Here is a 24,660-nt window from a genome sequence, read left to right as displayed (position 1 = left end):
GATGTGATGGTCCGCAAGACGTCTGCTTCGGCAGCCCTCTGCCTGATCTTCGTGATCCTGATCTGGGGCATGAACTGGCTCGTCATCAAGGACGCGCTGCAGATCGCGCCGCCCCTGTTCTTTACAGGACTGCGTCTTCTCGGCGGCGCGGTGGCGATCGCGGTGGCGCGCCTCGCCTTGGGGTATCAGCTCCGCATCGGCGATCGCGGACGGCTCAACCTGCTTGCCGTGGGCATGCTGCAGATGGCCTGCGGGCTGGGCCTGAGCCTTGTTGGGCTCCAATATCTGGACGTCGGCCGAAGTGCTCTCATTTTCTATACGATGCCGCTCTGGCTTGCGATCATTGAGTGGGTTTTGGACGGAAGGCGGCAGACCGGCTTCGAGCTTGCAGCGATCGGGAGCGGGCTTGGTGGAATCATGTTGTTGGGCGCCAATGGCCTCGGGCCTATGGCTGCGCCAATGACTTTCGACAACGCGGAAGGGGTTGCCCTGCTGCTGATTGCGGCCATCTGCTGGGCCTTGGGAACGTGGCTCGCCAACCGAGCTCACAGCGATATCGACGTCTGGAGCCGGACCACATTCCAGCTCGCAGCGGCAGGGATGGCGGTCATGACGGCCTCAGCCGTCCTCGAGCCGCATTTCGAGGTCAAGCGCCTTTCAGCTCTCGCCTTCCCGATCGCGTTCAACTGTATCGTAGCGACCGGCCTCGCATTCGTTGCCTGGTACTATGCGTTGGCTTCAATTCCGGCGCGGATCGCATCTCAGAGCCTCGTTCTCATTCCCGTCGTCGCGCTGATCTCAGCTCTCATCCTGCAGGGGGAGGAGCTCGCGTTGCGCACGGTTCTTGCCTGCCTGCTGATCATCATGGGCGTCACGGTCGTGATCTGGCAACGCGAAGAGCGGCCTTCGCGCAACAAGCCGGCCAGAGCGCCTTTCAGCCAGATCGACGAGGCCGACAAGCCGCAAGCAAGCGTCAGCCGGCGCAGCCTTTGAGTTGAGGAGCCATACATGGACGCTGTTGAGCCGATCTACCAGCCGATGCTCCTGGCTGGAGCATCAGCAGACGCGGATCGCGTCATTGAAGTCAGGAATCCCTTTTCCGGCGCGCTCGTCGGGACGGTGCCGCAGGCAGAGCCACGTCAAATACGGGCTGCATTCGCGGCGGCCGCGCGCTTCCGCCCGAAGCTGAGCCGCCGCGAAAGGTCCGATATCCTGCTCGGCACGGCGCGCGCGATCGCAAGAGATCAGGACCGGCTCGCACAACTCATAACCGCCGAGACCGGTCTCTGTCTGAGAGACTCCCTGCATGAAACCAGGCGCGCCTGCGACGTCTGGTCGTTTGCCGCCCATGCGCTGATTCAAGCTGATGGCGAGATCTACCCTGGCGACATCGGCGGAACCCCTCATCAGCGGCGCATTTTTTCAATGCGTACGCCGCTCGCGGGGGTCATCGCGGCCATCACCCCCTTCAATCATCCGCTGAACCTGGTCAGCCACAAGCTGGCGCCGGCAATTGCGACCAACAACCGCGTGGTGCTCAAGCCGTCGGAGCAGACGCCCCTGACGGCACTTGCGCTGGGCAGAATCCTCCGCGAACAAGGCTTGCCGGAGGGCATGCTCTCGATCGTGACCGGAACGCCGCGCGATCTTGGAGATTGCGTGTTCACCGATGAGGACGCCGAGCTCGTGACATTCACGGGGTCGGTTCGCGTCGGGCACCAGATCGCGGAACGGGCAGGTTACCGGCGGCTCGTCCTCGAACTGGGTGGGAACGATCCGTTCATCGTCCTTTCGGATGCGGACGTCGATCGGGCCGCGCATCTGGCCGTGCAGGGCGCAGTCAGACATTCCGGTCAACGCTGTACGGCCGTGAAGCGGGCGCTCGTCGTGGAGGAGCTTGCCGATCACTTCGCCGAGCGTGCCCTGCACCACATGCAGCAGCTCTCAACAGGCGACCCCAGCGATCCTTGCGTTGATCTCGGCACCGTCATCAGCGAAGACGCAGCTCAGCTGATTGCCAGACGCGTGGCCGGTGCGGTCGCGGCAGGTGCCAGGCTTCTGCTCGGCGGTGAACCTCGCGGCGCCTTTTATCCTCCCACCCTGCTCGATCATGTCTCGCCCGCTTGCGAGCTCGTTGCCGAGGAGACGTTCGGCCCGGTTCTGCCGATCATCCGATGCAACAATGATATCGACGAGATCATCAGGATTGCGAACGCCACCAAGTTCGGACTTTCCGCCGCCGTCTGCTCCAACCGCCTCGATCACGTCACGAGGCTCATCGAGGGCCTCGCGGTCGGCTCCGTCAATGTGTGGGAAGTTCCCGGCTATCGCACCGAACTCACTCCGTTCGGAGGCATCAAGCAGTCCGGCCTCGGTCACAAGGAGGGCATCCTGGAGGCAATGCGCAGCTTCACGCAGGTGAAAACCTACTCCCTGCCCTGGCCGGTCTAGGGCCTCGACCTGCTCGCCGGCTGCCACCGAGCGAGTAAGCGGTCGAGCCGCCGCGCCAGGAACGAAGCGGCCGCGCATGCAATGCCCACCTAGTCGACCAGCAGCTTCTCCGCCGCATTTTCATCAGTCACGAGAACATGACAGAGCCCGGCCAGCAGCGCGGCGCGAATGATCGCGACCTTCTGCAGTCCTCCCGCTGCCAGAACCCGGTGCTTGATCCGATGAATATGCTCCCAGGGCGGATTGATGGTCCGCCGCGACAGCGGATGATCCACCCGTTTGCCACCGCGATCGAGGTAGTGGCCGCAAATGTCTCCGACCGCGCCGGCCGCTCGCAGCGATGTCCAGGTCTTGCGCGAGATGACGTTGTATTCGAGCACCTTGGACTGCTCGGAAAGGTCGATCGCGCTCAAGAGGGCCATGTCCAAACTTGGCACCATGGCCAGCACGGAGCGAACCGGCTCGCTGTCCACGATCAGGTTTCGGAAGGCCGCGTCGTCGACGAACATGGGCGCGGTGAGATAATAGCAGCGGGCTCCGAGTGCGCGAGCGATCATCGCAGCGTTGTCGTACGGATTGATCGGCGCGCTTTCCGCCAATCCGCCGCAGAGCAGGACGACCTTGGTGTTCTGACCCTGACGCGGCCTCAGGTTCTGGGCGGCTGCGTTGATCGTCCCTCCCCAGGTGATCCCAAGCGAGCCATCCGCGGGGAGCTGTTCAGCAACGTAGTTGGCAGCTGCCGCTCCCAGAAACGACCTGACGTCCGGGTCGGTCATAGGGGTTGGGACCACGATGGCTTGCGTCAAGCCGTATCGTGCAGCGAGCTCCGCCTCGAGTTTCGTTCTCTGCCCGGCGGGATCGGTGATCGTGATCTGTACGAAGCCGCTTTCCCGCGCGAGCCCGAGGATCCGGTTGACGCGCTTCCGCGTCATGTTCAGCCGCTGCGATATCGCTTCCTGGGTCTGCCCTTCCTTGAAGTAGTACCAGCATATTCTGGCAACCAGGACCCGGTCTTCCAGGATCGTATCGGCGTTGTCGGTCTCGCCGTCGCGCAGTTTCAGGTTTGAGGTGGTCACGTCACAGCCTGAGTCGGGTTTGGGTCAGGACCCATGTGTGCCCCGTCGCGGTCGCTACGACAACTGCCATACCGGATAGCCCAATTGTACCTTACACGTCACAAATGTGTCAGCGAAGCGGGTTAAGTACCCCCTACCAAAAATGGGGGGCCTGACCATGCGAAGCCTACTGCTGTCGGTTGCATTTCTGTCCGTCTCGATGAGTGCCGCATTGGCCGAATTCTCGGACGGCAAGGTCGTGATCGGCGTCATGGGAGATCAGAGCGGCGTGGTCGCCGACGTTGGTGGTCCTGGCTCGATCCTCGCGGCCCGGATGGCTGTTGCCGATTTCGGAGGAACCGTCGACGGCACCCCGATCGAGATCATCACGGCAGATCATCAGAACAAGCCGGACATCGCATCCGGCATCGCCCGCGAATGGTTTGACCGGCGCGGCGTCGATGCCATCGTCGATCTGCCGCATTCGGGCGTGGTTTTCGGACTGATCCCGCTCGCAACCGACAAGAAGCGCTCGCTTCTAATTTCCGGCGCAGCCTCCACCGACATCACGGGCCGCTATTGTTCGCCCTATGTCACGCACTGGACCGACGACACCTATGCGCTGGCCCGCGGCACTGCGGCGTCGCTACTCGACCAGGGCTTGAAGAGCTGGTTCTTCCTCACCGCGGATTATTCCTTCGGCCATGATCTGGAGGGAGTGGCGCAACAGGTCGTGGACGAGCGCAGCGGCAAGGTGATCGGCAGCGCTCGCCATCCGCTCGGAACCGCCGACTTTTCCACTCTCCTGGTGAGGGCCCGCAGCTCCTCCGCCGAGGTGATCGCGCTTGCCAGCGCCGGCGCCGACACCGTCAACGCCATCAAGCAAGCCGGCCAATTCGGGATAGGGCGGGCCGGGCAGAAGCTGGCCGCGCTGCATGCCTTCGTGACGGATATCAACAGTATCGGTCTGGAGACGGCGCAGAACCTGATCATCAGCACCGGCTTCTACTGGAACGACAATGATGCGACGCGCGCATTCGCCCGGCGGTTTTTTGCCGCCCACGGACGGATGCCAACGCGTGAGCAGGCCGGCGTCTATGTCAGCGTCCTGCACTATTTGAAGGCCGCACGGGCAGGGCACAGCGACGACGCCGCTTCTGTCAACGACCAGATGCGGCAGCTGCCGGTCGACCGCTTCGGCCGCGAAGCGCACATTCAGGCGAATGGACGGGTGACCTATGAGATCGGCGTCTATCGCGTGAAGGCACCTGCCGAAAGCAAGGAGCCGTGGGACTTCTACGTCCGCACGGCCACGGTTCCTGCGAGCACGGCATTCCGTCCCGCGTCGGCATCCGGCTGCGGCTCGCAGGCGGCCAAGGCGCAATAGACATGGTAGCCAGCGCCTCGCTCCAGGCTTTCGAAGATCCGAGAGCTGTCTCTGCTCCGCTGCCGACCAATCCCGTGCTGAAGGTTCGTGCTCTGACGGTTCAGTTCAAGGACTTCGTCGCCTTGAACGAGGTGTCGCTCGACCTTCGGGAAGGCTGCATTCATGCGGTGATCGGTCCCAACGGAGCAGGCAAATCCACCCTCTTCAACGCGATCAGCGGCTTCATCAAGCCCACCCGCGGCCAGATCGAACTGTTTGGACGCGACGTCACGGCCTGGCCTGCCAATCGGCTGGCCAGGCTCGGGCTGGCCCGATCTTTCCAGATCTGCGCGGTATTTCCCGAATTGTCGGTCGAGGAGAACATGTTGGTGGCGCAGGCCCATGCCAGCCCACCACTCCGGCTGTTGCGCCGCCGCGTCAGCGGCGATCTCGCCCCTCACAACGAGACTCTGCTCGCACGAGCTGGCCTGGCCTCCGACCGACGCAGGCAGGCGCGTGAACTCTCCTATGGCCGGCGGCGCCTGCTCGAAATTGCAACCACGCTCGCCCTCAGACCTCGCCTCCTGCTTCTCGACGAGCCGATGTCGGGGCTCGGCCGGGAAGACATCGGTCCAGTCGTCGACATGATTGCCGACGCAGCGCAGGATTGCTGCGTCCTGCTGGTTGAACACAATCTCAAGGTCGTCGAGCGGCTCGCGAACCACGTCACCGTCCTGGCGAACGGGGCCGTTCTGAGCGACGGATCCTATCAAGACGTTGCGCGCGACCACCGCGTCCGCGCCGCCTATCTGGGTGCAGCCGCTGATGCTTGATCCGGAACGAAGCGAAGCAGGCCTTCCCCTTGCGATATCCAACCTCAAGGCCTGGTATGGCGAGGTCCAGGCGCTGTTCGGGATCGACTTCACCGTATCGGAGGGTGAGGTCGTCGTGCTGCTGGGCCGCAACGGCGCCGGCAAGAGCACCATCCTGCGCGCCATCATGGGCCTGTTGCAGCGGCAGTCGGGGCATGTGCTGGTGCAGGGGCGAGAGGTGCGTTCGCTGCGTCCATCGGAGCGCGCGCATCTTGGTCTCGGCTACTGTCCGGAAGAGCGAGGGATCTTCGCCAGCCTCACCGTGGCCGAGAACATGGCGCTATCGCCCACGCTGGGCGGCTCCGGCATGAGTGATGATGAGATCTTCGAACTGTTTCCGAATCTCAGGTCGCGGACCCGCCATCTCGGCGGGCAGCTGAGCGGCGGCGAACAACAGATGCTGGCGATCGGGCGGATCCTGCGAACCGGTGCCCGAACTCTGCTGCTGGACGAGCCGACGGAGGGGCTGGCCCCCATCATCATCCACCAGATCGAACAGGCGATCACCGCGCTCAAGCAGCGCGGCTACACCATCCTGCTGGTCGAGCAGAACCTCGCTTTCGTGCTGGGCGTCGCTGACCGGGTTGTTGCAATCGAGAACGGACTGGTTGTCGACAATTGCCCGACCTGCGAGGCCGAGCGCATCGAAGCGCGCCTCTCCAAATACGTTGCCGTGTGAATCTTATGTCAAACCTCGTTCTCTCGTATCTCACGATCGGTCTGGTCAATGGATCGTTCTATGCCCTGCTCTGCCTCGGCCTCGCATTGATCTTCGGGCTCTTGAACATCCTCAACATGGCTCACGGCGCGCTCTACATGATGGGTGCATTTGCCGCCTGGGCGGCCGTTGCGCGCCTTGGTCTTCCCTATCTCGTGGGCCTGTGTGCGGCTGCCGTTCTGGTTGGATCGACCGGGATGGTGCTGGAGCGCCTCTTGTTGCGGCGGACCTACAGTCTCGATCCGCTCTATGGATTCATGCTGAGCTTCGGGCTCGCAACCGCGATCCAGGGCGGATTTCAGGTCATCTTCGGCTCTACGGGACTGCCCTTCACGACGCCCGCCTGGCTGTCGGACGTGGTCGATCTCGGCTTTGCAGTATTCCCCGTCTACCGGCTGTGGGTCGTCATGGTCGCCTTTATTGTTTGCCTTGGGGTGTGGATCGCGATCGCACGAACCAAGGCTGGAGCGACGCTTCGGGCGGCATCCGAGAACGCCAAGATGGCCGAAGCGCTGGGCGTCCCGATTCCTGCGGTGATGACGGCAACCTTTGGGCTGGGCGCGGCGCTTGCGGGCCTCGCCGGCGCTCTTGCGGCGCCGATCTATCAGGTGAGTCCGTTGATGGGGTCCGACGTCCTGCTTGTTGTCTTCGCCATCATTGTGATCGGCGGGATGGGCTCTCTCGGAGGAACAATCCTGGCGGCCTACTGCCTGGCATTGCTCGAGAGCGCGACACTGGCGGTGTTCCCGCAAGCGGCCAATGTCATGATCTTCGCTTTCATGTGCATCGTCCTGTCGGTCCGGCCGCAGGGCCTGTTCGGCATCGAGGTGCTGCGTCATCATTCCTTTGCCGGCATTCCTCCCCCGGTCACGGCCACGCCGGATGTACGCGCGGACAGAAAATACGAGCGCATCCTGATCGTCGTCATCATCGCAGCTGCACTCGCTGTCCTGCCGGCACTGCTCTACCCGATCTTCCTGGTCAAGATCTTCTGCTTTGCGATTCTTGCCGCGTCGTTCAACTTCCTGCTGGGGTTCGCCGGGGTCATGTCGTTCGGACAGGCGGCGCTCTACGGGACGGCCGCCTATGTCACCGCGCATGCGCTGAAGCACTGGGCGATGTCGCCGGAGCTGGCCATGCTGGCGGGGATCACTGCCGCTATTCTGCTCGGCATCGTCATGGGAGCGCTGGCGATCCGGCGGCGTGGCATCTATCAAGCCATGATCACGCTCGCCGTCGCCCAGATGGTCTACTTCGTGTTCGTCCAGTCGAGCTTCACGCATGGCGAGGACGGGCTGCAGGCGGTGCCGCGTGGCCTCCTGTTCGGTCTGATTGATCTGCGCAACGACCTCGCCGTCTATGCACTTGCCGTGGCAGCCTTCTGCTCCGTCCATTTCGGCATCAAGCGGCTGCTGTCGTCTCAGCTTGGGATGATGCTTGTCGCGGTCCGCGACGACGAGCGGCGCGCCTTGTCCCTTGGTCAGAATGCCCGGGGCCTCAAGCTGTTCGCCTTCGCGATCGCCGCCGGCTGTGCCGGCCTCGCCGGGTCACTGAGTGCGGTTGCCTTTCAGCTCGCGACTTTGTCCGGCGCACACTGGCACCTCTCCGGAGAGGCTGTTCTGATGTGCCTCATCGGCGGCCTCGGCACATTGAGCGGACCCTTGGTCGGCGCCACGGTCCTGGTCACGATGCAGCACTTTCTCGCTCCCTATGGGGCCTGGGTGCAGGTGCTCCAGGGCGTCGTCTTCGCATCATGCGTCCTGACCTTTCGTGACGGGATGATGCCTCGACACGCGTTCGCCTGGCCTTCGCGGCTCCGCGGGACCAGCGCCAGCTCATTCGCACCTGCCGAGACCCTCGAGGAGACGGGCCGATCATGACCATGGCGATCCCACACAGTCGGCGTCAGCTTTGCGAGATGGATGGCGATCCTTCGCAGCTGACGGCCACGGCTGCAGCTTCGGCCATACGCGAACGACGCCTCTCCGCGGCCACACTGCTCGAGGCCTGCCTCGCGCGCATCGCGGCACGCGACGGCGAGGTCCACGCCTTCACTCATGTCGCGGTGGACGCGGCGCGCGAACAGGCGTTCCTCGCCGACAAGGCGCAATCGGAAGGCCGGCTCGCCGGAGCGCTCCACGGCCTGCCCGTCGGCATCAAGGATGTCTTCGATACGATCGACATGCCATCAGAATATGGCAGCAGCCTGCTGCGCGACCGTCGCCCGGCAGCGGACGCCGCGGCGGTCGCGATCCTCAGGCGATCCGGCGCCATCATCATCGGCAAGACGACGACGTCGGAATTCGGCATGTATCATCCGAGCGCGACCCGCAATCCCAATGATCTCGGGCGCTCACCTGGTGTGTCTTCGGCCGGCTCGGCGGCAGCTGTGGTCGACCGGATGGTCCCTCTTGCACTCGGGACTCAGCACACGGCGTCGACGGTGCTGCCGGCATCATTCTGCGGAGCGCATGCGTTCAAGCCGTCGTTCGGGGTTGCAAGCATGGAAGGCTCCAACATCCTGGTGCCGCGGCTTGCGCAGATTGGCTATCTCGCGAGATCCGTCCAGGATCTCTGCTTGTTCGCCGGTGCATTTGATCCCGTTGTCGACAGCGCCGCCGACCGGATCGGGCGCCCTCCGAGGCTCGCTGTGGTGCGCGGACCGGGATTCGAGCAGGTCGCTCCGGACGCGGGCGAGGCTTTGACGGCCTTCATCGGTGCGTTGCCGGTCGCGGTCCACGAGCTGGATCTTCCGAGCGAGTTCGGCGATGCAATCGAGGTGGCTCTTGGCCTTTTGAACGCTCATCTGGCGGCTCGCTTCGGCGATCTACCCCAGCATCTCGCTGCCAAGCTGTGTCCACCGTTGCGGGATGGAATTGCCGCAGGCATCGCGCTCGGCGCAAAACGTTACATCGAGTTGAACGCGTCGGCCGATCGCTTGATCGGCCTGACGTCGAAGCTGTTCGCCCAGCACGATGTGCTTGTGACCCTTTCGGCGCCGGGCGAGGCGACAAGGCTCGATGAAGGTCCCGGCTCGGGGAGTCTTGCCATGCCCTGGAGCCTGTGCGGTCTGCCTGTCGTCTCAATGCCGCTGCTCTGCGGCGCACACGGCTTGCCGATCGGTCTCCAGCTCATTGGGCGTCATGGCTCTGACCGTGAGCTGCTTCAGAGCGCCGCCTGGATTGCTCACACCTGCCGCCTGCCAACACGGGTTGATCATTGATGCGATATACATCCGCCACCGAGCCGACAACGGGCTGCGACACGCAGATCGAAGTGAACGGACGGGTCTACAATTGGCCGCGCGTTTCCACCGTCATCATCTGCTTCGATGGCTGCGATCCCGACTATATCGCAGCGGCAAGCAGCGCGGGCATCGTCCCTGCCCTCGATCGCATGCGACGCGACGGCTTTGCGACCACGGCGCTCGCGGCCATGCCGACCTTCACCAACCCAAACAACGTTTCGATCGTCACCGGGGTTGCGCCCGCGCACCACGGGGTGTCGGGCAACTTCTACATCGATTCCGCGAGCGGAGAGGAGGTGATGATGGTGGACGCATCTCCGATGCGGGCGCCGACGATCCTTTCCGCCTTCTCCCGTGCCGGAGCCAAGGTGGCCGCCGTGACGGCCAAGGACAAGCTCCGCAAGGCGCTTGGCAAGGACCTCAAGGGCATCGTGTTCTCGGCCGAGAAGGCCGATTGCTGCAGCGAAGCCGAGAATGGCATTGCAGACGTGCCGGCGCGGATCGGCCGCTCCGTCCCTCGTCAGTATTCGGCGGACCTGTCCCTGTTCGTCCTGGACGCGGGTCTCAGGCTCTTGGCGGATCATCGTCCTGATCTGATCTATTTGTCGCTGTCCGACTATGTCCAGCACGCCTACGCACCGCACGAGCCGGAAGCCCTGGCCTTCATGGCCGAGGTGGATCAGAGACTCGGCGCACTGCTCGCCGAGGGCGCGCTCGTCGGGATCGTCGCCGATCACGGTATGAGTGATATGGCGCACGCCGATGGTTCGCCCAATGTCATGTTTCTCGGCGATCAGCTCGACGCAGTCTTCGGCCTCGGGCGGACGCGGGTGATCTGCCCCATCACCGACCCGTTCGTCCGCCATCACGGCGCGCTCGGCGGCTTCGTCCGGGTTCACCTCCAGGATCCAGTCCTGCGCGCCTCAGACGTCGTTTCGTTTCTCGCGGGGCTTCCGGGCGTCGGTCTCGCCTTGACCGGAGACGATGCGGCCGCCCGCTTCGAGCTGCCGCGCGACCGCGAGGGCGACGTCTGCGTGATCGCAGCAAAGGGAATAGCCCTGGGCGCCCGGGCATGCGACCACGAGCTTTCCAACCTGGCGGGCGCGAGGCTGCGCTCGCATGGCGGTCTCGCCGAGCAGCGCGTCCCCTTCATCCTGTCTCATCGGCTTCGCGCGAGCCCGGGCGCGCCCGATGGGCGCACTTTGCGCAATTTCGATATTTTCAGTGTCGCACTCAATGAGGTGGACCTTTGACCATGAAGCGTGTTGTCATCATGATCCTCGACGGACTTCGACGGGACCTCATTTCGCCTGCGACCACGCCCCATCTCGCAGATTTCGCCGCGCGCGCCGAATGGTTCGAGGACTACCGGACCGTCTTTCCTTCGTGCACACGCGTCGTGTCGGCGAGTATTGCGACCGGATGCACTCCGGCAAGACATGGACTGCAAGGCAATTCCGTTGCCCTGATCGAATCCGGCAGGTTGGTGCTGCGCGACGCCGGAGATCCGCAGTTTCTGCAACACAAGCGCCGAGTCACTGGATCCTCACTGCAAGTGCCGACCCTGGCGGAACGCGTCAAGACCGTGGGTGGCCAGATCGTCTTCAGCAACGTGTCCCCGGGGGCGGCATACGCCCATGATCCCGACGGGCATGGATTTGTCTATCACCGGGCCGGCTCGTTCGGTCCTGGCCGCATCGAAGTCGCGGCCGGCGATCGATTGGACGTCACGCTGGACAGCGGCGGTGACGCCAGGATGACAGCCCGCTTCATCGACGACGTGGTGGTGAAGCGTCGCCCGGCGGTCGGCATTTTGTGGCTTGGCGAACCGGACCATATTCAACACAACGCACCGCTCGGTTCTCCTGACCATCTTGCCGTGCTGGCGGAGGCGGATCGTCGGGCGGTCGAGGTGATCGCAGCCGTCGAAAGACAGCGCGACCAGGGCGAGGACATCCTGCTTCTGATCGGATCGGATCATGGTCATCAAACGGTCGAGGACATCGTCGACATCGATGCGGCGCTGATCACCGCGGGACTCAAAGCCAACCCCATGTCCGACGAGATTCTGGCCATCTCGAACGGGACCTCGGCCTTGATCTATGTCGATTCCCAGCGCGGCCCCCCGCTGCAAAGCGTGCGATCGCTTCTGGAACGCAGTGATTGGGCCGGGCAGGTCTTCGGGCCGGACGAGCTCGACCGCGTTGGACAAGCTCACACCGGCGGCCTTGCGTTTGCCGTGTCCATGCGGTCCAGCGACGTCCCCAACCGCTTCGGAATCCGCGGTTCGAGCCTCGCGGCCAAGCCTGCCCTTGGCAAGCCCGACCGACTTGGATGCGGACAGCATGGAGGACTCGGGACCTACGAGCAGGCTCCGTTCCTGATGGCATGGGGCGAAGGCTTCAGTCCGGGTCGGATCCGCAAGCCGCCCGCGCGCGTTATCGACATCGCGCCGACAGTGCTGGCCCATCTCGGGCTGCCCCGCACAGGGATGGACGGCGAGGCGTTGCAGGCGGCAGCCTGGCGTTCCGAGACGCGCGCCATGACGGCCTGACGCCCGCGCTGTACACGCATTGGCCCAAACGATGTCCAACCAACCATCTGTGGCCAATGCCCGACGGCTGCACCGCGGCACCCCATCCTGTCGATGCCCCCTGGGCAGAGCAGTTGTTCACTGCTGCCGAGAGCGCGTGGCCACTGTGCTGATCAGAGCGCCGGACTGTCGAAGAACGTCCGCCGCAGGCCGATGCGGCCACCGCTGAGATGATAGACATCGGCAAATCTGGCCTTCAAGGGACGCCCATTCTTGTCCTGGCCCGCAAAGCTGCCCCAGCAGGCGATCTGTTTGCCGTTGCTCAGCACCTGCTCAAGCAGGTGCTCTCCCGAGGCCACGATGCGCTCGTGGCGATAGAACTGCATGATGGCCAACTTGCCGACAAAGGGCTCATATCCTGGACGCTCATAGACGGCACCGTCATCCAGCAGGCTGGACAAGCCTGCCCAGTCGTGAGCGTCGATACAGGCGAACAGGTGCCTGACATATGCCTCGGCTTCCCGGTGACCCAGCGGTCCCTGCATGCTTTCCCCCGCCATTGAGAGCCGGCTCTGCTCACATCGCCGCTGCGCGCGGATCGGATTCCTCGCGCCAGCTTACGCCCATGGCGGCCTCCAGATCGGCCAGCATCTCCTGCACCGGCATCCAGACAAGACCACAGCGCATCGATCCGAGCGGAGATACGACCAGTTCGACGCTCGACCGCTCGATCCGGGTGTAGCCGGTGCGATCCGCCATGCCGCCGGCAATCACAGCGTCGGCCATCATGCTGATCGTGAAATCCGTATTCCAGCGCGCATGAGCATAGGCACGCGAAATCCGGGGCAGGATTCGCGCCAACCCTCTGCCGCGAAAATCGCGCCGGTACCAGCCGGCGCCGGAAAACACGACCCTGCCCGCAATCGTCGACGCCACCGGGGTCGCAATCATACAACCGTCGCCGCGCGCCAAGGCGGCTGCCGGATCTGCGTAGAACATACGAAGCGAGATGGCTTCCTCGAACAGCGTCGTGGCTGTCCAGTCGTAGTACCGACCCGCCTGTGTCGCGACGACCTCCCCGTTCTTGTCTTTTCCGACCATAACGAAGGTGTTCTCAGCTGTCGCGCCGCCGAGGTCGGGCTGGAAGATCGGCACCAGCGGTCGCCAGCTGTCGGAATTTGCGCTGTTGACGTCGAGCAAATCCTGTAGGCTCGCAAAATAGACGCTGACGCCGCGCTTTTGGGCGGCGGTGTCAGCGGCGAGGAAGAAGCGTCCCAGGAGGCCGATCGGACCATGATCGATCTTCAGATTGGAAGGCACGCGGCCAGATTGAGGACAGCAATCCTGCATCGACATTCCTTGCCCTTTGCTACGTCACGCACATCAAACCGTGGCTGGCGACGATTGCATTTGATCTATCCTCTGTAGTTGTAGCGCGAATGACATAATTCTGGTTGATTGTTTCAAGCTGAGATTGATGCTTCATGGACGAACATCTTGGATACGGCATGAGGTAAGCGGACGTGGCGACTTCCAAACAGCTCCCTGACGGCCGCCCCGCTGTGTCCCGAAACCAAGGCAAGCGGCTCAGGAGGTCATCCAAGAAGCCCAATCATGTCGATCAGCATGTGGGAACGCGCTTGCGCCTGCGACGGAACCTGCTCGATCTCAGCCAGGATGACCTGGCAAGACGCCTCGGCGTGACAGCTCAACTCATTCAGAAGTATGAAGCGGGCGAGACCCGGATCAGCGCATCTCGGCTGTACGAAATCGCAAACCAGCTCGCTGTTCCGATCACCTGGTTCTTTGACGAGATTGACGTCAAGGCAGGCGCCGCTGTGCCAGAGGCGTCTCATGAGCAGACCGCGGACTTCAGTGAGCTTGTGACCAAGCGCGAATCTCGCCAACTGCTCGAGCTCTATTTCGGCATATCCGACGAGCGGCTTCGCCGAAAGGTGCTGCAGATGGCTGAACTTCTCCGCTCGCGCGACGACGAGTAATGCGCTCAGGACATCGGCCAAGCCGAATGACTGAGTTTTCGCATCCCTCATGCAGTCCTTGCCAGAAGGGTCGACGTCCGCGGCGGCTGCGAGACGGACCAGCGCGCCGATCATGCTGATCGCCGCTGGCTACGCAGCAGATTTCGATAGCCGCCTCGGATCAGGGTCTGACCTGTTTGAACCAGCCGGATCGTCCGGCTGCGCAGGTCGTGCGTTTTCCATCCCCGATCTTCAACTCGCTCGGCCCCGAACAGAGCCGTGGCGATCGCCCGATAATTCTGGCCCGCGAGGCGGCCATCCAAGGCGCGCAGCGCAAGAACGAGGCGCCGGCGCTGCTGAACGGGCCCGGTGTGAGCCGGCAGCCGGATCGGACCTCGTCTCAGCGCCGTCCAAAGCCGATAGGCCGCGCGCGTCTGCAAATCGAAATCACGGTCGAGCGGCAGCTCGACAGCCACGGCCGTCCCCTTCGCCGGAAGCCGGGAGAGCAGCAGCCGGTGCGTGGCGCCGCCCAACTGCAGCACCGCGTACCAGCCATCGGACGCCCGTCTCAGCTCGGCGCCGGGCGATCCGCGAAGGTCGAGATGAGAGAATGGCGCAAGCGAGCCTTGCGAGGCTGGAGCAAGGCGAAGCACGGTCGGCAGCACCTCCGGCGCCCAGAATATGGCCTGAGCATCAAACCGGCGCATTGGGTCAGCCGCGAAAAGAAAGCCCCCATCGCTGCCGGAATTCAGGATGGGTCGGGCCGTCTTTGTCTTGTGCAAGCAGATCGCTGTAATCTCGCCGATAGTCTGGATTACGACGTAGACATTCCCAGGCAAAATCGGCCGCATCGGCTGTTTCGAGCTTCTTGTAGGACTCGGCCGACCGCCAGTTGAACTCGCTCATTACACACTCGTCCCTGCCATTTCCGCTCTCTCACCAACGTTTGCAGAGGCTAGCAACGAGGGCTTCTGCACGGGGCTATCAATCTGCGGAGTTGGCACCGATCGAGCGCAACACGGTGGATTTTGCGTATTCCTGGGACTTTCGGTTTCACTCAAATCGCGCGATTCCGGGCAGCGATGATGAGGCCCCGCTGCTGTCTGCGCCATACTGGCCTTGCCTCGGGTCCACTTTGCCAAGGATTTCAGCAGAATCGACGGCCGTCGCGCGACTCTATCAAGTTTGCTTACGCCCGAAGCTCACGCGCGCTCTCAAATGGCGCTCACATCCGTTTGAGAAGTGCTTCGTCCGACCTTGGCAATTTCGGTCAAGCGATCTGGCCGCAGCTCAATCTGCGGGGGCGAGCTGATGTTCCAGCCATCGTGCCGCACGATCAGAGATCAGCTCCGGACGAAGTCCGGCTACGCCGGTGCTCCTGTGAGGCGCCCCTATCGTAAGCCATTCCCCGAGCGCGCGCGCCCACCCTGCGGCAGGATCAATGGCCAAAAGAGGTGCAGCCAAGCTGCCCTGGCAGAATGGGAGACGCCATACCGTTCCCTCAAGCACACATATGTCGTCGCGAACGATGACAGTCCAGTGCTCAACAAACCCGGACCATTCGAGCGCGGATGGTGGCGGTGACGTTCCCGTGCGCAAGCAGCCGAGCAGCTTTGCTGCGAACACAAGGTTGGCCTTTGATCCCCGCCAGTTCGTCCCGCAATCTGCCCGATGGGGACAGAGCAGACCGGCAGTATCCGCTCGTGCAAGGGCGGGAGCATCCATTGCGACGCTCGGTCCGATGAAAACAGGTGTCTTGACCATGCCGGCCTTCTCGCTGCTCAAAACAAGATTTCAAACAGAGACTAAAGGTCGATCCGATTGACGTATGGCGCTTTCACGTCGACGGCGACCGTAGCGTCGTCTTCACCGCACTGAAGGATTTCCCGATATGCAGAAGCTGAGTGGCCGGTCCCTCCTCGCCGGCTTCACACGTACGCTCCCGTCCAGGGGATGGGACAAAGCCATCTGTATAGGCCTGTTGCCAGGAATACCTTTGCCGCCGTCTCATCGCCCGCTGGGCCTACTGGGCGACCGCAAGCCGCTCGACGGGCGACGCGTCATTCGAGCTGGCGAACAGCCTTGCTTCCAGCATCGATTGCAACGGCGCAACGTCTCCCCTTCGCAACGCGCCGATCGCATTTGGAATCCCAGCCGCGACACGAGCATCGGCGCGACCAGCTGCAATGGCTTGGAACTTGTACCCGATGTCGTCCCAGCTCATGGGGTTCGTAGGTTCTCCCTTCGGCGCCAACACGGTCCGCTCAAAGGTGCCCGAAGCCGTGGTGATGCGAACCCGCCCAGGAACCGCAGCCGGGAACATCAGCTCAAATTCGGGATTGACCGTCATGTGGACGCGTCCAGCGATCTCGATGGCTCGTTGGTCTGTCAGCGACTCGTTGCTCAAGGGGAGCAACGCTGGTGCGCCGCTGATCGCGGCGACACCGAGGCAGAACGGAAGGCTGTATTGCGCTCCTTCCAGCGTACGCGGCGCCGCCTCGTTGCTCAGGGTCAACGACCTCCCAAAGGTCTCCACATCGATGCTGATGATGGCTTTCGGATGAATGTCATGATCGTTCAGCAATGTGATCAGCGCGTCAATCGGCGCGTGAATCCAACGGCAGCAACTATAGGGCTTGAAATAGGTGCTGTTGATGAGCCAACTCGTTCCGAGCCCGTCGAGAAGCCGCGCGCGATCGTAACGTTCTGAACTGTCCAGAATGTCGATCGGTCCGGTGAAGCCCTGCTTGGCCAGATCGGCCGCCAGGACGCCATTGGCAGCTCCCCATGGGATGCCCTCCTTGACGCTGTTGCCTCTGAACCGGGTGTATGGAGTAGCCGACTGGCTCGGTGCCGTTGTCCCAGCGATCGAGATCGCGTGTGCGATCTGGCTCCGCGACAGCCCTCTCAGCCAGCCCACCGCTGCCGCAACGGCTTGACCGCTCCAGAGGCCGCTGTTCACCGTCGGGACGCTTCGCAGATCCCGGGCAGCAGAAATACGAACGCCGATCTCATATCCGATGGCAATGGCTGCAAGCGCCCGTTGCCCATCCAAGGACGGACTGCCGAGCAGTGACAATACCCCCGGAATGATCGCTGCGCCGGGGTGCCCCGAAGCGGCGCGGTGGCCATCATCCAGGTCGAGCGAGCACGCGCAGGCCGCATTGACGAAGGTTGCCCCCGCAGCGGTCGACCGCTCTCCTGAAAACCACATCGCCGCCGGTCCATGGCCCCAGGTCGCGCTCGCTATTCGGCGCACGGCGACCGCATTTGGCGTCTCATGGCCGGCTATCGCGGCGGTCATCAAATCGAGCACGCATTTCGCCGCGCTGATCCGGGCTTCTTCTGGAACTTTGCTCGCGCTGACCCATTCGGCCAACAGCTCGGCAGCGGTGTATGTCATGCGGGCCTCCAGGGATTCTTCAACATGTGTGCAGATCGGACGAGGTGAGCTAGCGCATCCGTCCGACCCATGATTGGCAAACCGAACTCTATCGAAGTGGCACGAAGCTGGCCTTGAGCATCTTCCGCGCGAATGGCAGCAGGAAGTCAAAGTCGAATTTTGTGAGCACCTATTCGTCGGAGTTATGGGGTTGAGCCGGATCCGCGCCGATCCTTTCAGTCGGTTTTGGCGCGGGCCGTCGCGGTGTCGTGCCACTTGCCGGGCAGGCGACGCTTTGACGAAACTCCGGCCAGCTGCTCGTACATCGCTATGAAGAGATTTGAGGCGATTACGACGGCAATCCCGGCCAGCTCGATCGGGACCGGCATCTCACGCCAGACGAGGAGACCAAGCAGAAAGGCAAAGACGAAGGTGGCGTATTCGAAGGGTGCAACGACGCTCGCCGGCGCCATCTGGTAGGCCTTGGTGAGCAGAATCTGGGCAGCGCCGCCCAGAACGCCAATTGCGACGAGGATCGGCAAGTCAGTCACGCTCGGCCAGACTGCAGAGAACGGCAGCGTCGCTGCACTCACCAATGTGCCCGAGAGCGAAAAGTAGAAAACAATGGCCATGCTCGTCTCGGTGTCCCGCATCTTGCGGATGGAGATCAATGCAAGGGCCGTAGCCACCGCACCGGCCAGCGCGAACAGGACTCCCGAGGAGAGCCCCCGGCCATCGGGATGGGCCATCAGCAGCACGCCGCCAAATCCGAAAACGACGCCAACAAGACGATGGAGGCGAATGCTCTCCCCGAGCAAGGGAATGGCAAACAGCGTGATGAACAACGGCGCCGCGTAGCCCAGCGCCGTCGCAGTCGCGAGCGGCAGCATCCCGACCGCCGTGAAGCTGAAGAAGAGGGAGCAAAGACCGGCAACGGAGCGGCGCAGATGAGCGCCCGGCCGTTCGGTGCGAAGCAGGTGATAACCTCCGAGACGCCGGACAAGCCAGAGAATCGGCAGCAGAGCGAAGAAACTCCGAACGAAGACGATCTGTCCCACGGGGTACTCGCCGCCCAGCTTCTTGATCAAGGCGAACATGACGGCGAGCACCGCTGCCGAGAGCACCTTATAGCCGATTGCCGGCAGGTGAGATGACACCGAGCTGTTTGTCACGTCCTGCCGGCTGCTAACGATCGTCATACAAGCCTCATGGTCGAGAAGCGGCCAAGATCTACGCGATACGGCGAAGCTCATCGTCCCAGGGCGCAAGCGGTGCGCTGAATGTCTCGATCACCTGGCCCTTGGAAGCCGCATCCAGTCCCAGCCTGCGCAGATTTCGGCCGGTCTCCAGATAGTCCGTTTCGTTGACGATGGAGGCCAGATCGATGATCGACTTGATCGCGGTGGAATAGAGGCCGACCTTGACGCCGAGCTCGAACCAGGGAACCAGAACGTATGGAACGTCCTGCACAATAAACCTGTCGCGCATGTGCTGAGGTGCCATCTTGGTCGTGTTGTGCTCGACCGTCTCTCTGGCGAACTCGCCGAAACTGGTGAAGGCCCTGTCGTAGTAGCTGTTCATGATCGCCACGACAGGCTGCGGCTTGAAGCCAAATTCCCTGGCGATCGCCATTCTCTCCTTGTCGACTTCGTCGATGACGCGGGCGACCGACGTCGACATGCCTTCACGATAGAAATAGAAGTCGCCCCTTCGCGTCTCGATCCATCCGGCGTTCATCAGCGCCGGCGTCGGATGAATCACGCCGGTAATGCAAGACATGCCGATCTCGAGAACATTGCTGCGCCACTCCAGCGGCATCGGGAAGATCGCGCCAATCTCATCGCGCAACGCTTCACTGACATCGACCGGCATCGCTGCGATCGGCATGATGCTCTTGATGCCCATCACCGTCACCTTGCCATCCTGCATTCTCGAGGCGTAGGGCGCCGTGGCGGTTTCGAGGATGTACCGCGCATTGATCTGTCTGCGCGCCATGAGAGCGAAGAAGTTGCCCGTGATCGAAATGACGACATGCTTGCTGAGGTCGAACTTTGCGAGTTCGCTCAGGACGGCCTCATGGCCATATGACGGGACCGTGATGATGATGAACTTGGAGAACCGGACGACGTCGGCCATGTCCGAGCTGACATCCGGATGGAAGCGCCCCTCGATCTTGAGGCCTGCTTCCAGATAGCCGTTGCGGTCGATTGTCTCCGCGTGCCGGCGATGTTCGGGGTGCGCGTACAACAGTACGTTCGCTCCTCGACTGGCAAGATCGGCCGCGAAGGCACATCCGCAATTCCCGGCACCAATGATCGAAACCGACGTCTGCATGTCGCTGCTCCATGACGCAACCTAACGTAGATAAGTATTCTTGGAGCAGCGCGATCCGGTCAACATAATAATCCTGTAAACATACGGAAGCATCTCGCTCACGTACGCGCCTCGGACACTAATAATGGGCTGGCGAGGACACACAAAGATGCGCGCATTGACTTGCCTGTGCAGGCAATAGATCGCCTTTATCCTTGCACGACTGGCTCACGCGCGCGGAGGCGTCATCCTCCGCTCGGCCAAGGACAACCGCCAGGATCCTGCTTCGTCCAAAGCGAGCTCTGGGACGCACCAATTCATGCAGAGAGGTGCGAAGTCACAACCTGCAGGGAATTCGTCTGGGCGTGGCGTCGAGCTCCAAGCTCACCGCGTATGCGACAGCTGTTGCAGGTTCTCGTTCGCCTCGACCATCCCTGGAGCAAGACTGAGATGATCCGGCCCACCGAAGCTCCACCAGGTCGCAGCCATGGCACCGTACTGGGCGAGCAATGCTGCTCGACAGTGACCGGGGCTCGATTGAAGAATAAGATCGCCCCGATAACCCGCGAGTCTCAGCTGATTGAGCGCGCCGGCGAGGTTGGTTCGCTGACGAGACGGCGAAGCGCGGTTGACGTGCAGATTCCAGTCCTTCAGGTGGACGTTCACGATCCGGTTGCCGCAAGCGGCAAGGGCCTCATGCGCATCAGCGCTCGTCGAAGGTCGACATCCAACCGTGTATGTAATGCCGAACCGGTCTGCCGGGCATGGTTCGATCAGCGATGCCAAGAGCGGCGGATCGAGATCAGACTCAAGGGAGAGGACGACGCCGCAAGCCTCGAGGAGCGGCGCAAGCCGATCCAGTCCGGATCGAAGTGCCGCTGCCTCGCGGGAGGAAAGCTGCCCGCCGTTCGCGAGTGGCATCACCAGGAGCTTGATGCCGATCTCAGCACACGCCTCGATCACGGCACCGAGCAGATCGAGCCTCGCCCAATGCTCACGGCCGGTGACCTTGTAGAAGGGGGATTGCATCATGAAGTCGGCGGACAGCGATGGAATGCAGATGTCGCACTCGCGACTAAGCTGCCGCATCTGATCTCGTCCAGTGGAAGACATCACAGGATTCATCAGGATCGGCTCTTCACCAATCCTCCACTCGATCAATTCGAAGCCGACTTTTTGGGCAACCGAGAATTCCTCGCGCCAGCAGTCCGTGAGAAAGCCTCGTCCTCTCTTGTCAGCCGGCTCGATCAGATCACCCTGCATGAATCCGATGCGGCTGACCATCTGCGCCTCTCCGAAAATCATATCATGGATCCTTCGACTGGACGCGCCAAAGCTTGATGACTTGCGACCGGCTGCGGCACGGAGAGCCTGCACCGCAAACATAGGGCGACCGACCACACACTGCCACTACCAACCCTGGTAGAGGTCCGCGGTCCGGAGCGGAGACTTCTTGTTCCGCAGCGACGACCGCATATGCCGAATTGCATCACCATTGACGGATCCGTACCCGTCCCAAGGTTGCCGACGGCAGCCGTACACGTCCGGCCCCCTATCCGGCTTGGTAGCTTCCGCGCGCGCCGGAAGCTGCTCTACTGCATCTGACGATGCAGACACATGATGGAGATGGGAATGGTGCACAGGGCAATCCTAGCTGGCAGTGACGAGCGGGCAGAAGAGTTCTGCGGTGTCGCAAACTCAGCTAAAAATCAGGACAAGAGCCTTGCATTCGCGACCGGCTGGACACCGGATTCGGGGGCCAACCAACCCGCGGCGGGATGCGGCCAGATGTCTGCTCCTGCAGCCCGCGACGGAGGACGCTCCGTCTCCGTGCCTTCGAGACCACGCGTCCTGCTGGTCGGCGACAAGGGATTTACGAGCCTGCTCAAATACATTCTCGAGAGCAACGGCTTCGACTGCATGCTGACAGACACCCTGACAGATGCGATCGCCTCCGCCACCGCCGCGCGCCCCGGCTTGATTGCCCTGGACGATGTATCGTGCGGGGATTGCGTGGCCTTCGCGCTCGAACAGTTGCACCGGGACCCCGCAACGCAGAATGTCCCGACGCTGATCATGGCAAGCGTATCGCCTCACCTCGAGGAGGCGTGCGTCCATACGGATCGGACAAGCTATATATTGAAGCCGTTTCTTCCGGACATCTTCATCGACCGGCTGCATGGTCTTCTGCGCGAATCGACTTGTCCCAGTCCCAAAGTGCTTCGATTTGCCGACATTGTCATGGAGGCCGACGCGCATCGCGTCTCCCGAGGCGCGCGCTGCATTCGCCTCTGCCCCGTCGAGTATCGGATCTTGCAACAGCTCCTCGAATGCCCCCGAAAGGTCTTTTCTCGGGAGCAGATCCTATCCGGCATCCGAGCACATACTCAGGAGAACGCCGTTCGCTCGATCGATGTTCATATCAGCCGCATTCGCAAGGCTCTTTGCGAACGTGGCGAGCCGAACTATATCCGTACGGTGCGAGGATTGGGCTATTCGCTCGACTTCGCCCCGGACGGACCTGCCACCTACCTTCCCCGACCTGAGCCGGTCAGCAACGCGCGAATGCTGCACCGATCGGATCGGATAAACCCCGCTCGCCGCTGATCAGGGAGCGACTCTGGCGCTCGCCTCCAGCGAAGCTTCCGCTCGGTCGACTTCAATCCAAGGAATTGGGCGACCGGATTACGATCACGGCATACTCGCCAATGAACTTCTTTGGCGGGGCTTTGATCATCGCGCTCCGATGCGCAAGCTTCCCCACGCGATCTCGCTTGTTTCCGGGAAGTAGCATGCCCGGAATCGGCCGTCCCCCGACGTCTCCAACTGCGGCTGTTCGACGGAACACAGGCCTTCCGCTCGCGCGCAACGCGGATGAAAGCCACAGCCCGGAGGCGGATTGGCTGCAGAAGGAACCTCTCCCACGATCTGGATCAGAGGCCGGCGGGCCCGCGGATCCGGCACTGGATAGCTGTCGCGCAGAAGCCTGGTGTAAGGATGCAACGGACGGTCAAGAACATCTGCCGTCGGCCCCTCTTCGATGATGCGCCCCAGATACATGACGGAGACTCGGTCGCAGAAATGGCGGACCACCCCGAGATCATGTGAAACGAACAAGAACGACAGGCCGCGGCGTTCGCGCAGCCCCTCCAGCAGTCGAAGAATTTGCGCCTGGACCGACACATCGAGAGCAGAAACGGCCTCGTCTGCGACGACCAGTTCGGGATCCAAGACCAGCGCCCGTGCAATGCCGATCCTTTGCCGCTGCCCGCCGGAGAACTCGTGCGGATAACGTTCCAGTGCTTCTCGCGGCAACCCGACCTCGAGCATGGCGGCTTCCGCCTTCTCGCGGATGTCCTTGGACGAGAGTCGCAGATGAACACGAAGGGGTTCTTCCAGAGTCTGGCGGATTGTCCGGCGCGGATTGAGCGAAGAATACGGATCCTGAAATACGATCTGCATCCGGCGCCGCAACGCGCGCAAGGTGGCCCCCTTGGCGGCGCGGACATCGATGCCGTCGAATAGGATTGATCCGCTATCGGGCTCAATGAGCCGCAGGATGGCACGCGCGACGGTTGACTTGCCACAACCGGACTCGCCCACGAGGCCAAGGGAAGCCCCCTTTGGAATGCGGAAGGACACATCATCGACCGCCCGGACGCGTCTAGCGCCTGAACCTCCGTGTCTCACGAAGGTCTTCGAAAGATGACGTACAACAAAGTCGCCGCTTCCCAGGGATGTCGTCATCAATGCACTCCTCCGACCGGTCTGACGGGACAGCGCACCAAATGTCCGGGATCACCTGATGATATGAGCTCTGGGTGCAGTTCGGTACAGCTGCGGTCCTTGAACGGGCAGCGGGGCGCATAGGCGCAGCCTGCTGGAACAGCAGACAGGGCCGGAACGCTGCCGGGGATCGGCTCCAGACTCTCGCTGGCCCGGTCAGCTCGCGGCATGGCGCGCAGCAACGCCGCCGTATAAGGATGCATTGGCTTTGCGAACAGCGCGTCGACAGTCGCAAGCTCGACAATCTCGCCTGCATACATCACGGCAACGCGGTCGGCGATCTGCGCAACCACGCCAAGATTGTGCGTGATGAACAGCATCGACATTCCGTAGGCCTGTTTGAGCTCTTCGAGTTGAGTCAGCACCTGCGCCTGGATCGTCACATCGAGTGCCGTCGTCGGCTCGTCGGCCAGAAGAACCCTCGGATGGCAGGCAAGTGCCATGGCAATCATGACGCGTTGGCGCATCCCTCCCGAAAATTGATGCGGATACTCATCCAGACGGCTCTTCGGCGACGGAATCTTGACCTCCGCCAAGAGCCGAAGCGCCTCGGCCTTGGCCTCCATGCGCGACCCTCCGCGATGAATGAGAATCGCCTCCGCGATCTGGTCTCCCACGGTCATGGTCGGATTGAGACTCGTCATCGGCTCCTGGAAGATCATCGCAATCGAATTGCCCCGGATCGCGCTCATGTCCCGCTCGGACAAGGTCACCAGATCTTGCCCCTCGAACAACACCTCTCCGCCTTGGATGCGAGCACCGGCATGCGGAAGCAGCCGTAGGATGGACAGGGCCGTAACGCTCTTGCCACTGCCCGACTCGCCGACGACCGCGAGCGTCTCGTTTGGCATCAGCGATACCGAGACGTTTCGTACTGCGGGGTACCAATGGCCGCCGATTCGGAATTCGGTCCGCAGATTGCGCAGGTCGAGAGCTGGCCTAGGAAACGATGTCATGC

22 protein-coding genes and 1 pseudogene are annotated in these 24,660 nt (G+C 62.4%); 12 read left to right on the top strand and 11 right to left on the bottom strand.

Annotation, left to right across the window (positions count from 1 at the left end):
* Positions 1-6 precede the first annotated feature (6 nt).
* Positions 7-993 (top strand): DMT family transporter, encoded by a 987-nt coding sequence (locus tag ACQR1H_RS22520; protein WP_434899817.1) that lies wholly within the window; start codon positions 7-9, stop codon positions 991-993.
* Between the two features lie 15 nt (positions 994-1,008).
* Positions 1,009-2,451, top strand: coding sequence for a phosphonoacetaldehyde dehydrogenase (phnY, locus tag ACQR1H_RS22515; protein WP_434908192.1), 1,443 nt, complete (start codon positions 1,009-1,011; stop codon positions 2,449-2,451).
* Positions 2,452-2,540: 89 nt separating this feature from the next.
* Here the strand turns inward: phnY and ACQR1H_RS22510 are convergent, their stop codons facing one another.
* Positions 2,541-3,527: a sugar-binding transcriptional regulator gene (locus ACQR1H_RS22510; protein WP_434899815.1), complete on the bottom strand. Its 987-nt coding sequence runs from the start codon at positions 3,525-3,527 to the stop codon at positions 2,541-2,543.
* Positions 3,528-3,684: 157 nt separating this feature from the next.
* On the opposite strand from ACQR1H_RS22510, the gene ACQR1H_RS22505 reads away from it, so the two are divergent.
* From ACQR1H_RS22505 to ACQR1H_RS22470, 8 genes and pseudogenes are all read left to right on the top strand, one after another.
* Complete coding sequence (locus ACQR1H_RS22505) at positions 3,685-4,893, top strand: ABC transporter substrate-binding protein (protein ID WP_434899814.1); 1,209 nt, start codon at positions 3,685-3,687, stop codon at positions 4,891-4,893.
* Positions 4,894-4,895: 2 nt separating this feature from the next.
* Positions 4,896-5,705 (top strand): ABC transporter ATP-binding protein, encoded by an 810-nt coding sequence (locus ACQR1H_RS22500; RefSeq protein WP_434899813.1) that lies wholly within the window; start codon positions 4,896-4,898, stop codon positions 5,703-5,705.
* The gene (locus tag ACQR1H_RS22495) at positions 5,698-6,423 is read left to right on the top strand and encodes an ABC transporter ATP-binding protein (protein ID WP_409997899.1); all 726 of its coding nucleotides are present in this window, start codon (positions 5,698-5,700) and stop codon (positions 6,421-6,423) included. The genes ACQR1H_RS22500 and ACQR1H_RS22495 overlap by 8 nt, the downstream gene beginning before the upstream one ends.
* Before the next feature lie 5 nt (positions 6,424-6,428).
* Positions 6,429-7,283: pseudogene (locus ACQR1H_RS22490) on the top strand (branched-chain amino acid ABC transporter permease); the annotation flags it as partial.
* 6 nt (positions 7,284-7,289) lie between these two features.
* Positions 7,290-8,342 (top strand): branched-chain amino acid ABC transporter permease, encoded by a 1,053-nt coding sequence (locus ACQR1H_RS22485; protein WP_434899867.1) that lies wholly within the window; start codon positions 7,290-7,292, stop codon positions 8,340-8,342.
* Positions 8,339-9,685 (top strand): amidase, encoded by a 1,347-nt coding sequence (locus ACQR1H_RS22480; RefSeq protein ID WP_434908191.1) that lies wholly within the window; start codon positions 8,339-8,341, stop codon positions 9,683-9,685. The genes ACQR1H_RS22485 and ACQR1H_RS22480 overlap by 4 nt, the downstream gene beginning before the upstream one ends.
* Positions 9,685-10,962 carry a phosphonoacetate hydrolase gene (gene phnA / locus ACQR1H_RS22475; protein ID WP_434899811.1) on the top strand — a complete coding sequence of 426 codons (1,278 nt, stop codon included), beginning with the start codon at positions 9,685-9,687 and terminating at the stop codon, positions 10,960-10,962. The genes ACQR1H_RS22480 and phnA overlap by 1 nt, the downstream gene beginning before the upstream one ends.
* A gap of 2 nt (positions 10,963-10,964) precedes the next feature.
* Positions 10,965-12,263 (top strand): alkaline phosphatase family protein, encoded by a 1,299-nt coding sequence (locus ACQR1H_RS22470; protein ID WP_434899810.1) that lies wholly within the window; start codon positions 10,965-10,967, stop codon positions 12,261-12,263.
* A 152-nt stretch (positions 12,264-12,415) separates the two neighbouring features.
* Here ACQR1H_RS22470 and ACQR1H_RS22465 read toward each other — a convergent pair whose 3' ends face one another.
* Positions 12,416-12,787: a nuclear transport factor 2 family protein gene (locus ACQR1H_RS22465; protein WP_434899809.1), complete on the bottom strand. Its 372-nt coding sequence runs from the start codon at positions 12,785-12,787 to the stop codon at positions 12,416-12,418.
* A gap of 31 nt (positions 12,788-12,818) precedes the next feature.
* Positions 12,819-13,598, bottom strand: coding sequence for a hypothetical protein (locus ACQR1H_RS22460; protein WP_316182294.1), 780 nt, complete (start codon positions 13,596-13,598; stop codon positions 12,819-12,821).
* A gap of 167 nt (positions 13,599-13,765) precedes the next feature.
* Between ACQR1H_RS22460 and ACQR1H_RS22455 the strand changes: the two genes are divergently transcribed.
* Complete coding sequence (locus tag ACQR1H_RS22455) at positions 13,766-14,242, top strand: helix-turn-helix domain-containing protein (protein ID WP_315716414.1); 477 nt, start codon at positions 13,766-13,768, stop codon at positions 14,240-14,242.
* Between the two features lie 110 nt (positions 14,243-14,352).
* On the opposite strand, the gene ACQR1H_RS22450 is transcribed toward ACQR1H_RS22455, so the two are convergent.
* The 6 genes from ACQR1H_RS22450 to ACQR1H_RS22425 form a co-directional block, all read right to left on the bottom strand.
* Entirely contained in the window at positions 14,353-14,928 is a 576-nt protein-coding gene (locus ACQR1H_RS22450; protein ID WP_434899808.1) for a DUF2285 domain-containing protein, read from the bottom strand.
* A 4-nt stretch (positions 14,929-14,932) separates the two neighbouring features.
* A complete protein-coding gene (locus ACQR1H_RS22445; RefSeq protein ID WP_315801428.1) occupies positions 14,933-15,127 on the bottom strand; it encodes a transcriptional regulator domain-containing protein in 195 nt (64 codons plus the stop codon).
* 1,117 nt (positions 15,128-16,244) lie between these two features.
* Complete coding sequence (locus tag ACQR1H_RS22440) at positions 16,245-17,624, bottom strand: MmgE/PrpD family protein (protein WP_434908190.1); 1,380 nt, start codon at positions 17,622-17,624, stop codon at positions 16,245-16,247.
* 215 nt (positions 17,625-17,839) lie between these two features.
* Positions 17,840-18,802, bottom strand: a complete 963-nt coding sequence (locus ACQR1H_RS22435; RefSeq protein WP_434899806.1) for a DMT family transporter — start codon at positions 18,800-18,802, stop codon at positions 17,840-17,842.
* A gap of 31 nt (positions 18,803-18,833) precedes the next feature.
* Entirely contained in the window at positions 18,834-19,937 is a 1,104-nt protein-coding gene (locus ACQR1H_RS22430; protein WP_434899805.1) for an NAD/NADP octopine/nopaline dehydrogenase family protein, read from the bottom strand.
* 363 nt (positions 19,938-20,300) lie between these two features.
* Positions 20,301-21,221: a sugar phosphate isomerase/epimerase family protein gene (locus tag ACQR1H_RS22425; protein ID WP_434908189.1), complete on the bottom strand. Its 921-nt coding sequence runs from the start codon at positions 21,219-21,221 to the stop codon at positions 20,301-20,303.
* A 312-nt stretch (positions 21,222-21,533) separates the two neighbouring features.
* Between ACQR1H_RS22425 and ACQR1H_RS22420 the strand changes: the two genes are divergently transcribed.
* On the top strand, positions 21,534-22,523 hold the full coding sequence (locus ACQR1H_RS22420; RefSeq protein ID WP_434899803.1) for a response regulator transcription factor: 990 nt from the start codon (positions 21,534-21,536) through the stop codon (positions 22,521-22,523).
* Positions 22,524-22,649: 126 nt separating this feature from the next.
* Here ACQR1H_RS22420 and ACQR1H_RS22415 read toward each other — a convergent pair whose 3' ends face one another.
* Positions 22,650-23,663 carry an ABC transporter ATP-binding protein gene (locus ACQR1H_RS22415; protein ID WP_434899802.1) on the bottom strand — a complete coding sequence of 338 codons (1,014 nt, stop codon included), beginning with the start codon at positions 23,661-23,663 and terminating at the stop codon, positions 22,650-22,652.
* The gene (locus ACQR1H_RS22410) at positions 23,663-24,658 is read right to left on the bottom strand and encodes an ABC transporter ATP-binding protein (protein ID WP_434899801.1); all 996 of its coding nucleotides are present in this window, start codon (positions 24,656-24,658) and stop codon (positions 23,663-23,665) included. Before ACQR1H_RS22410 ends, ACQR1H_RS22415 begins: the two co-directional genes overlap by 1 nt.
* Between the last annotated feature and the right edge of the window lie 2 nt (positions 24,659-24,660).

The sequence above is a fragment of the Bradyrhizobium sp. HKCCYLRH2015 genome (assembly GCF_051168215.1).
Taxonomy (GTDB): domain Bacteria; phylum Pseudomonadota; class Alphaproteobacteria; order Rhizobiales; family Xanthobacteraceae; genus Bradyrhizobium.
This window is presented reverse-complemented; position numbering and strand designations above follow the sequence as displayed.

Excerpts from the sequence above, each read along its gene's own strand:
- ACQR1H_RS22520 (WP_434899817.1), top strand. The coding sequence starts at position 7 with ATGGTCCGCAAGACGTCTGCTTCGGCAGCCCTCTGCCTGATCTTCGTG.
- phnY (WP_434908192.1), top strand. The coding sequence starts at position 1,009 with ATGGACGCTGTTGAGCCGATCTACCAGCCGATGCTCCTGGCTGGAGCA.
- ACQR1H_RS22505 (WP_434899814.1), top strand. The coding sequence starts at position 3,685 with ATGCGAAGCCTACTGCTGTCGGTTGCATTTCTGTCCGTCTCGATGAGT.
- ACQR1H_RS22500 (WP_434899813.1), top strand. The coding sequence starts at position 4,896 with ATGGTAGCCAGCGCCTCGCTCCAGGCTTTCGAAGATCCGAGAGCTGTC.
- ACQR1H_RS22495 (WP_409997899.1), top strand. The coding sequence starts at position 5,698 with ATGCTTGATCCGGAACGAAGCGAAGCAGGCCTTCCCCTTGCGATATCC.
- ACQR1H_RS22480 (WP_434908191.1), top strand. The coding sequence starts at position 8,339 with ATGACCATGGCGATCCCACACAGTCGGCGTCAGCTTTGCGAGATGGAT.
- phnA (WP_434899811.1), top strand. The coding sequence starts at position 9,685 with ATGCGATATACATCCGCCACCGAGCCGACAACGGGCTGCGACACGCAG.
- ACQR1H_RS22470 (WP_434899810.1), top strand. The coding sequence starts at position 10,965 with ATGAAGCGTGTTGTCATCATGATCCTCGACGGACTTCGACGGGACCTC.
- ACQR1H_RS22465 (WP_434899809.1), bottom strand. The coding sequence starts at position 12,787 with ATGCAGGGACCGCTGGGTCACCGGGAAGCCGAGGCATATGTCAGGCAC.
- ACQR1H_RS22460 (WP_316182294.1), bottom strand. The coding sequence starts at position 13,598 with ATGTCGATGCAGGATTGCTGTCCTCAATCTGGCCGCGTGCCTTCCAAT.
- ACQR1H_RS22450 (WP_434899808.1), bottom strand. The coding sequence starts at position 14,928 with ATGCGCCGGTTTGATGCTCAGGCCATATTCTGGGCGCCGGAGGTGCTG.
- ACQR1H_RS22445 (WP_315801428.1), bottom strand. The coding sequence starts at position 15,127 with ATGAGCGAGTTCAACTGGCGGTCGGCCGAGTCCTACAAGAAGCTCGAA.
- ACQR1H_RS22440 (WP_434908190.1), bottom strand. The coding sequence starts at position 17,624 with ATGACATACACCGCTGCCGAGCTGTTGGCCGAATGGGTCAGCGCGAGC.
- ACQR1H_RS22435 (WP_434899806.1), bottom strand. The coding sequence starts at position 18,802 with ATGACGATCGTTAGCAGCCGGCAGGACGTGACAAACAGCTCGGTGTCA.
- ACQR1H_RS22430 (WP_434899805.1), bottom strand. The coding sequence starts at position 19,937 with ATGCAGACGTCGGTTTCGATCATTGGTGCCGGGAATTGCGGATGTGCC.
- ACQR1H_RS22425 (WP_434908189.1), bottom strand. The coding sequence starts at position 21,221 with ATGATTTTCGGAGAGGCGCAGATGGTCAGCCGCATCGGATTCATGCAG.
- ACQR1H_RS22420 (WP_434899803.1), top strand. The coding sequence starts at position 21,534 with ATGATGGAGATGGGAATGGTGCACAGGGCAATCCTAGCTGGCAGTGAC.
- ACQR1H_RS22415 (WP_434899802.1), bottom strand. The coding sequence starts at position 23,663 with ATGACGACATCCCTGGGAAGCGGCGACTTTGTTGTACGTCATCTTTCG.
- ACQR1H_RS22410 (WP_434899801.1), bottom strand. The coding sequence starts at position 24,658 with ATGACATCGTTTCCTAGGCCAGCTCTCGACCTGCGCAATCTGCGGACC.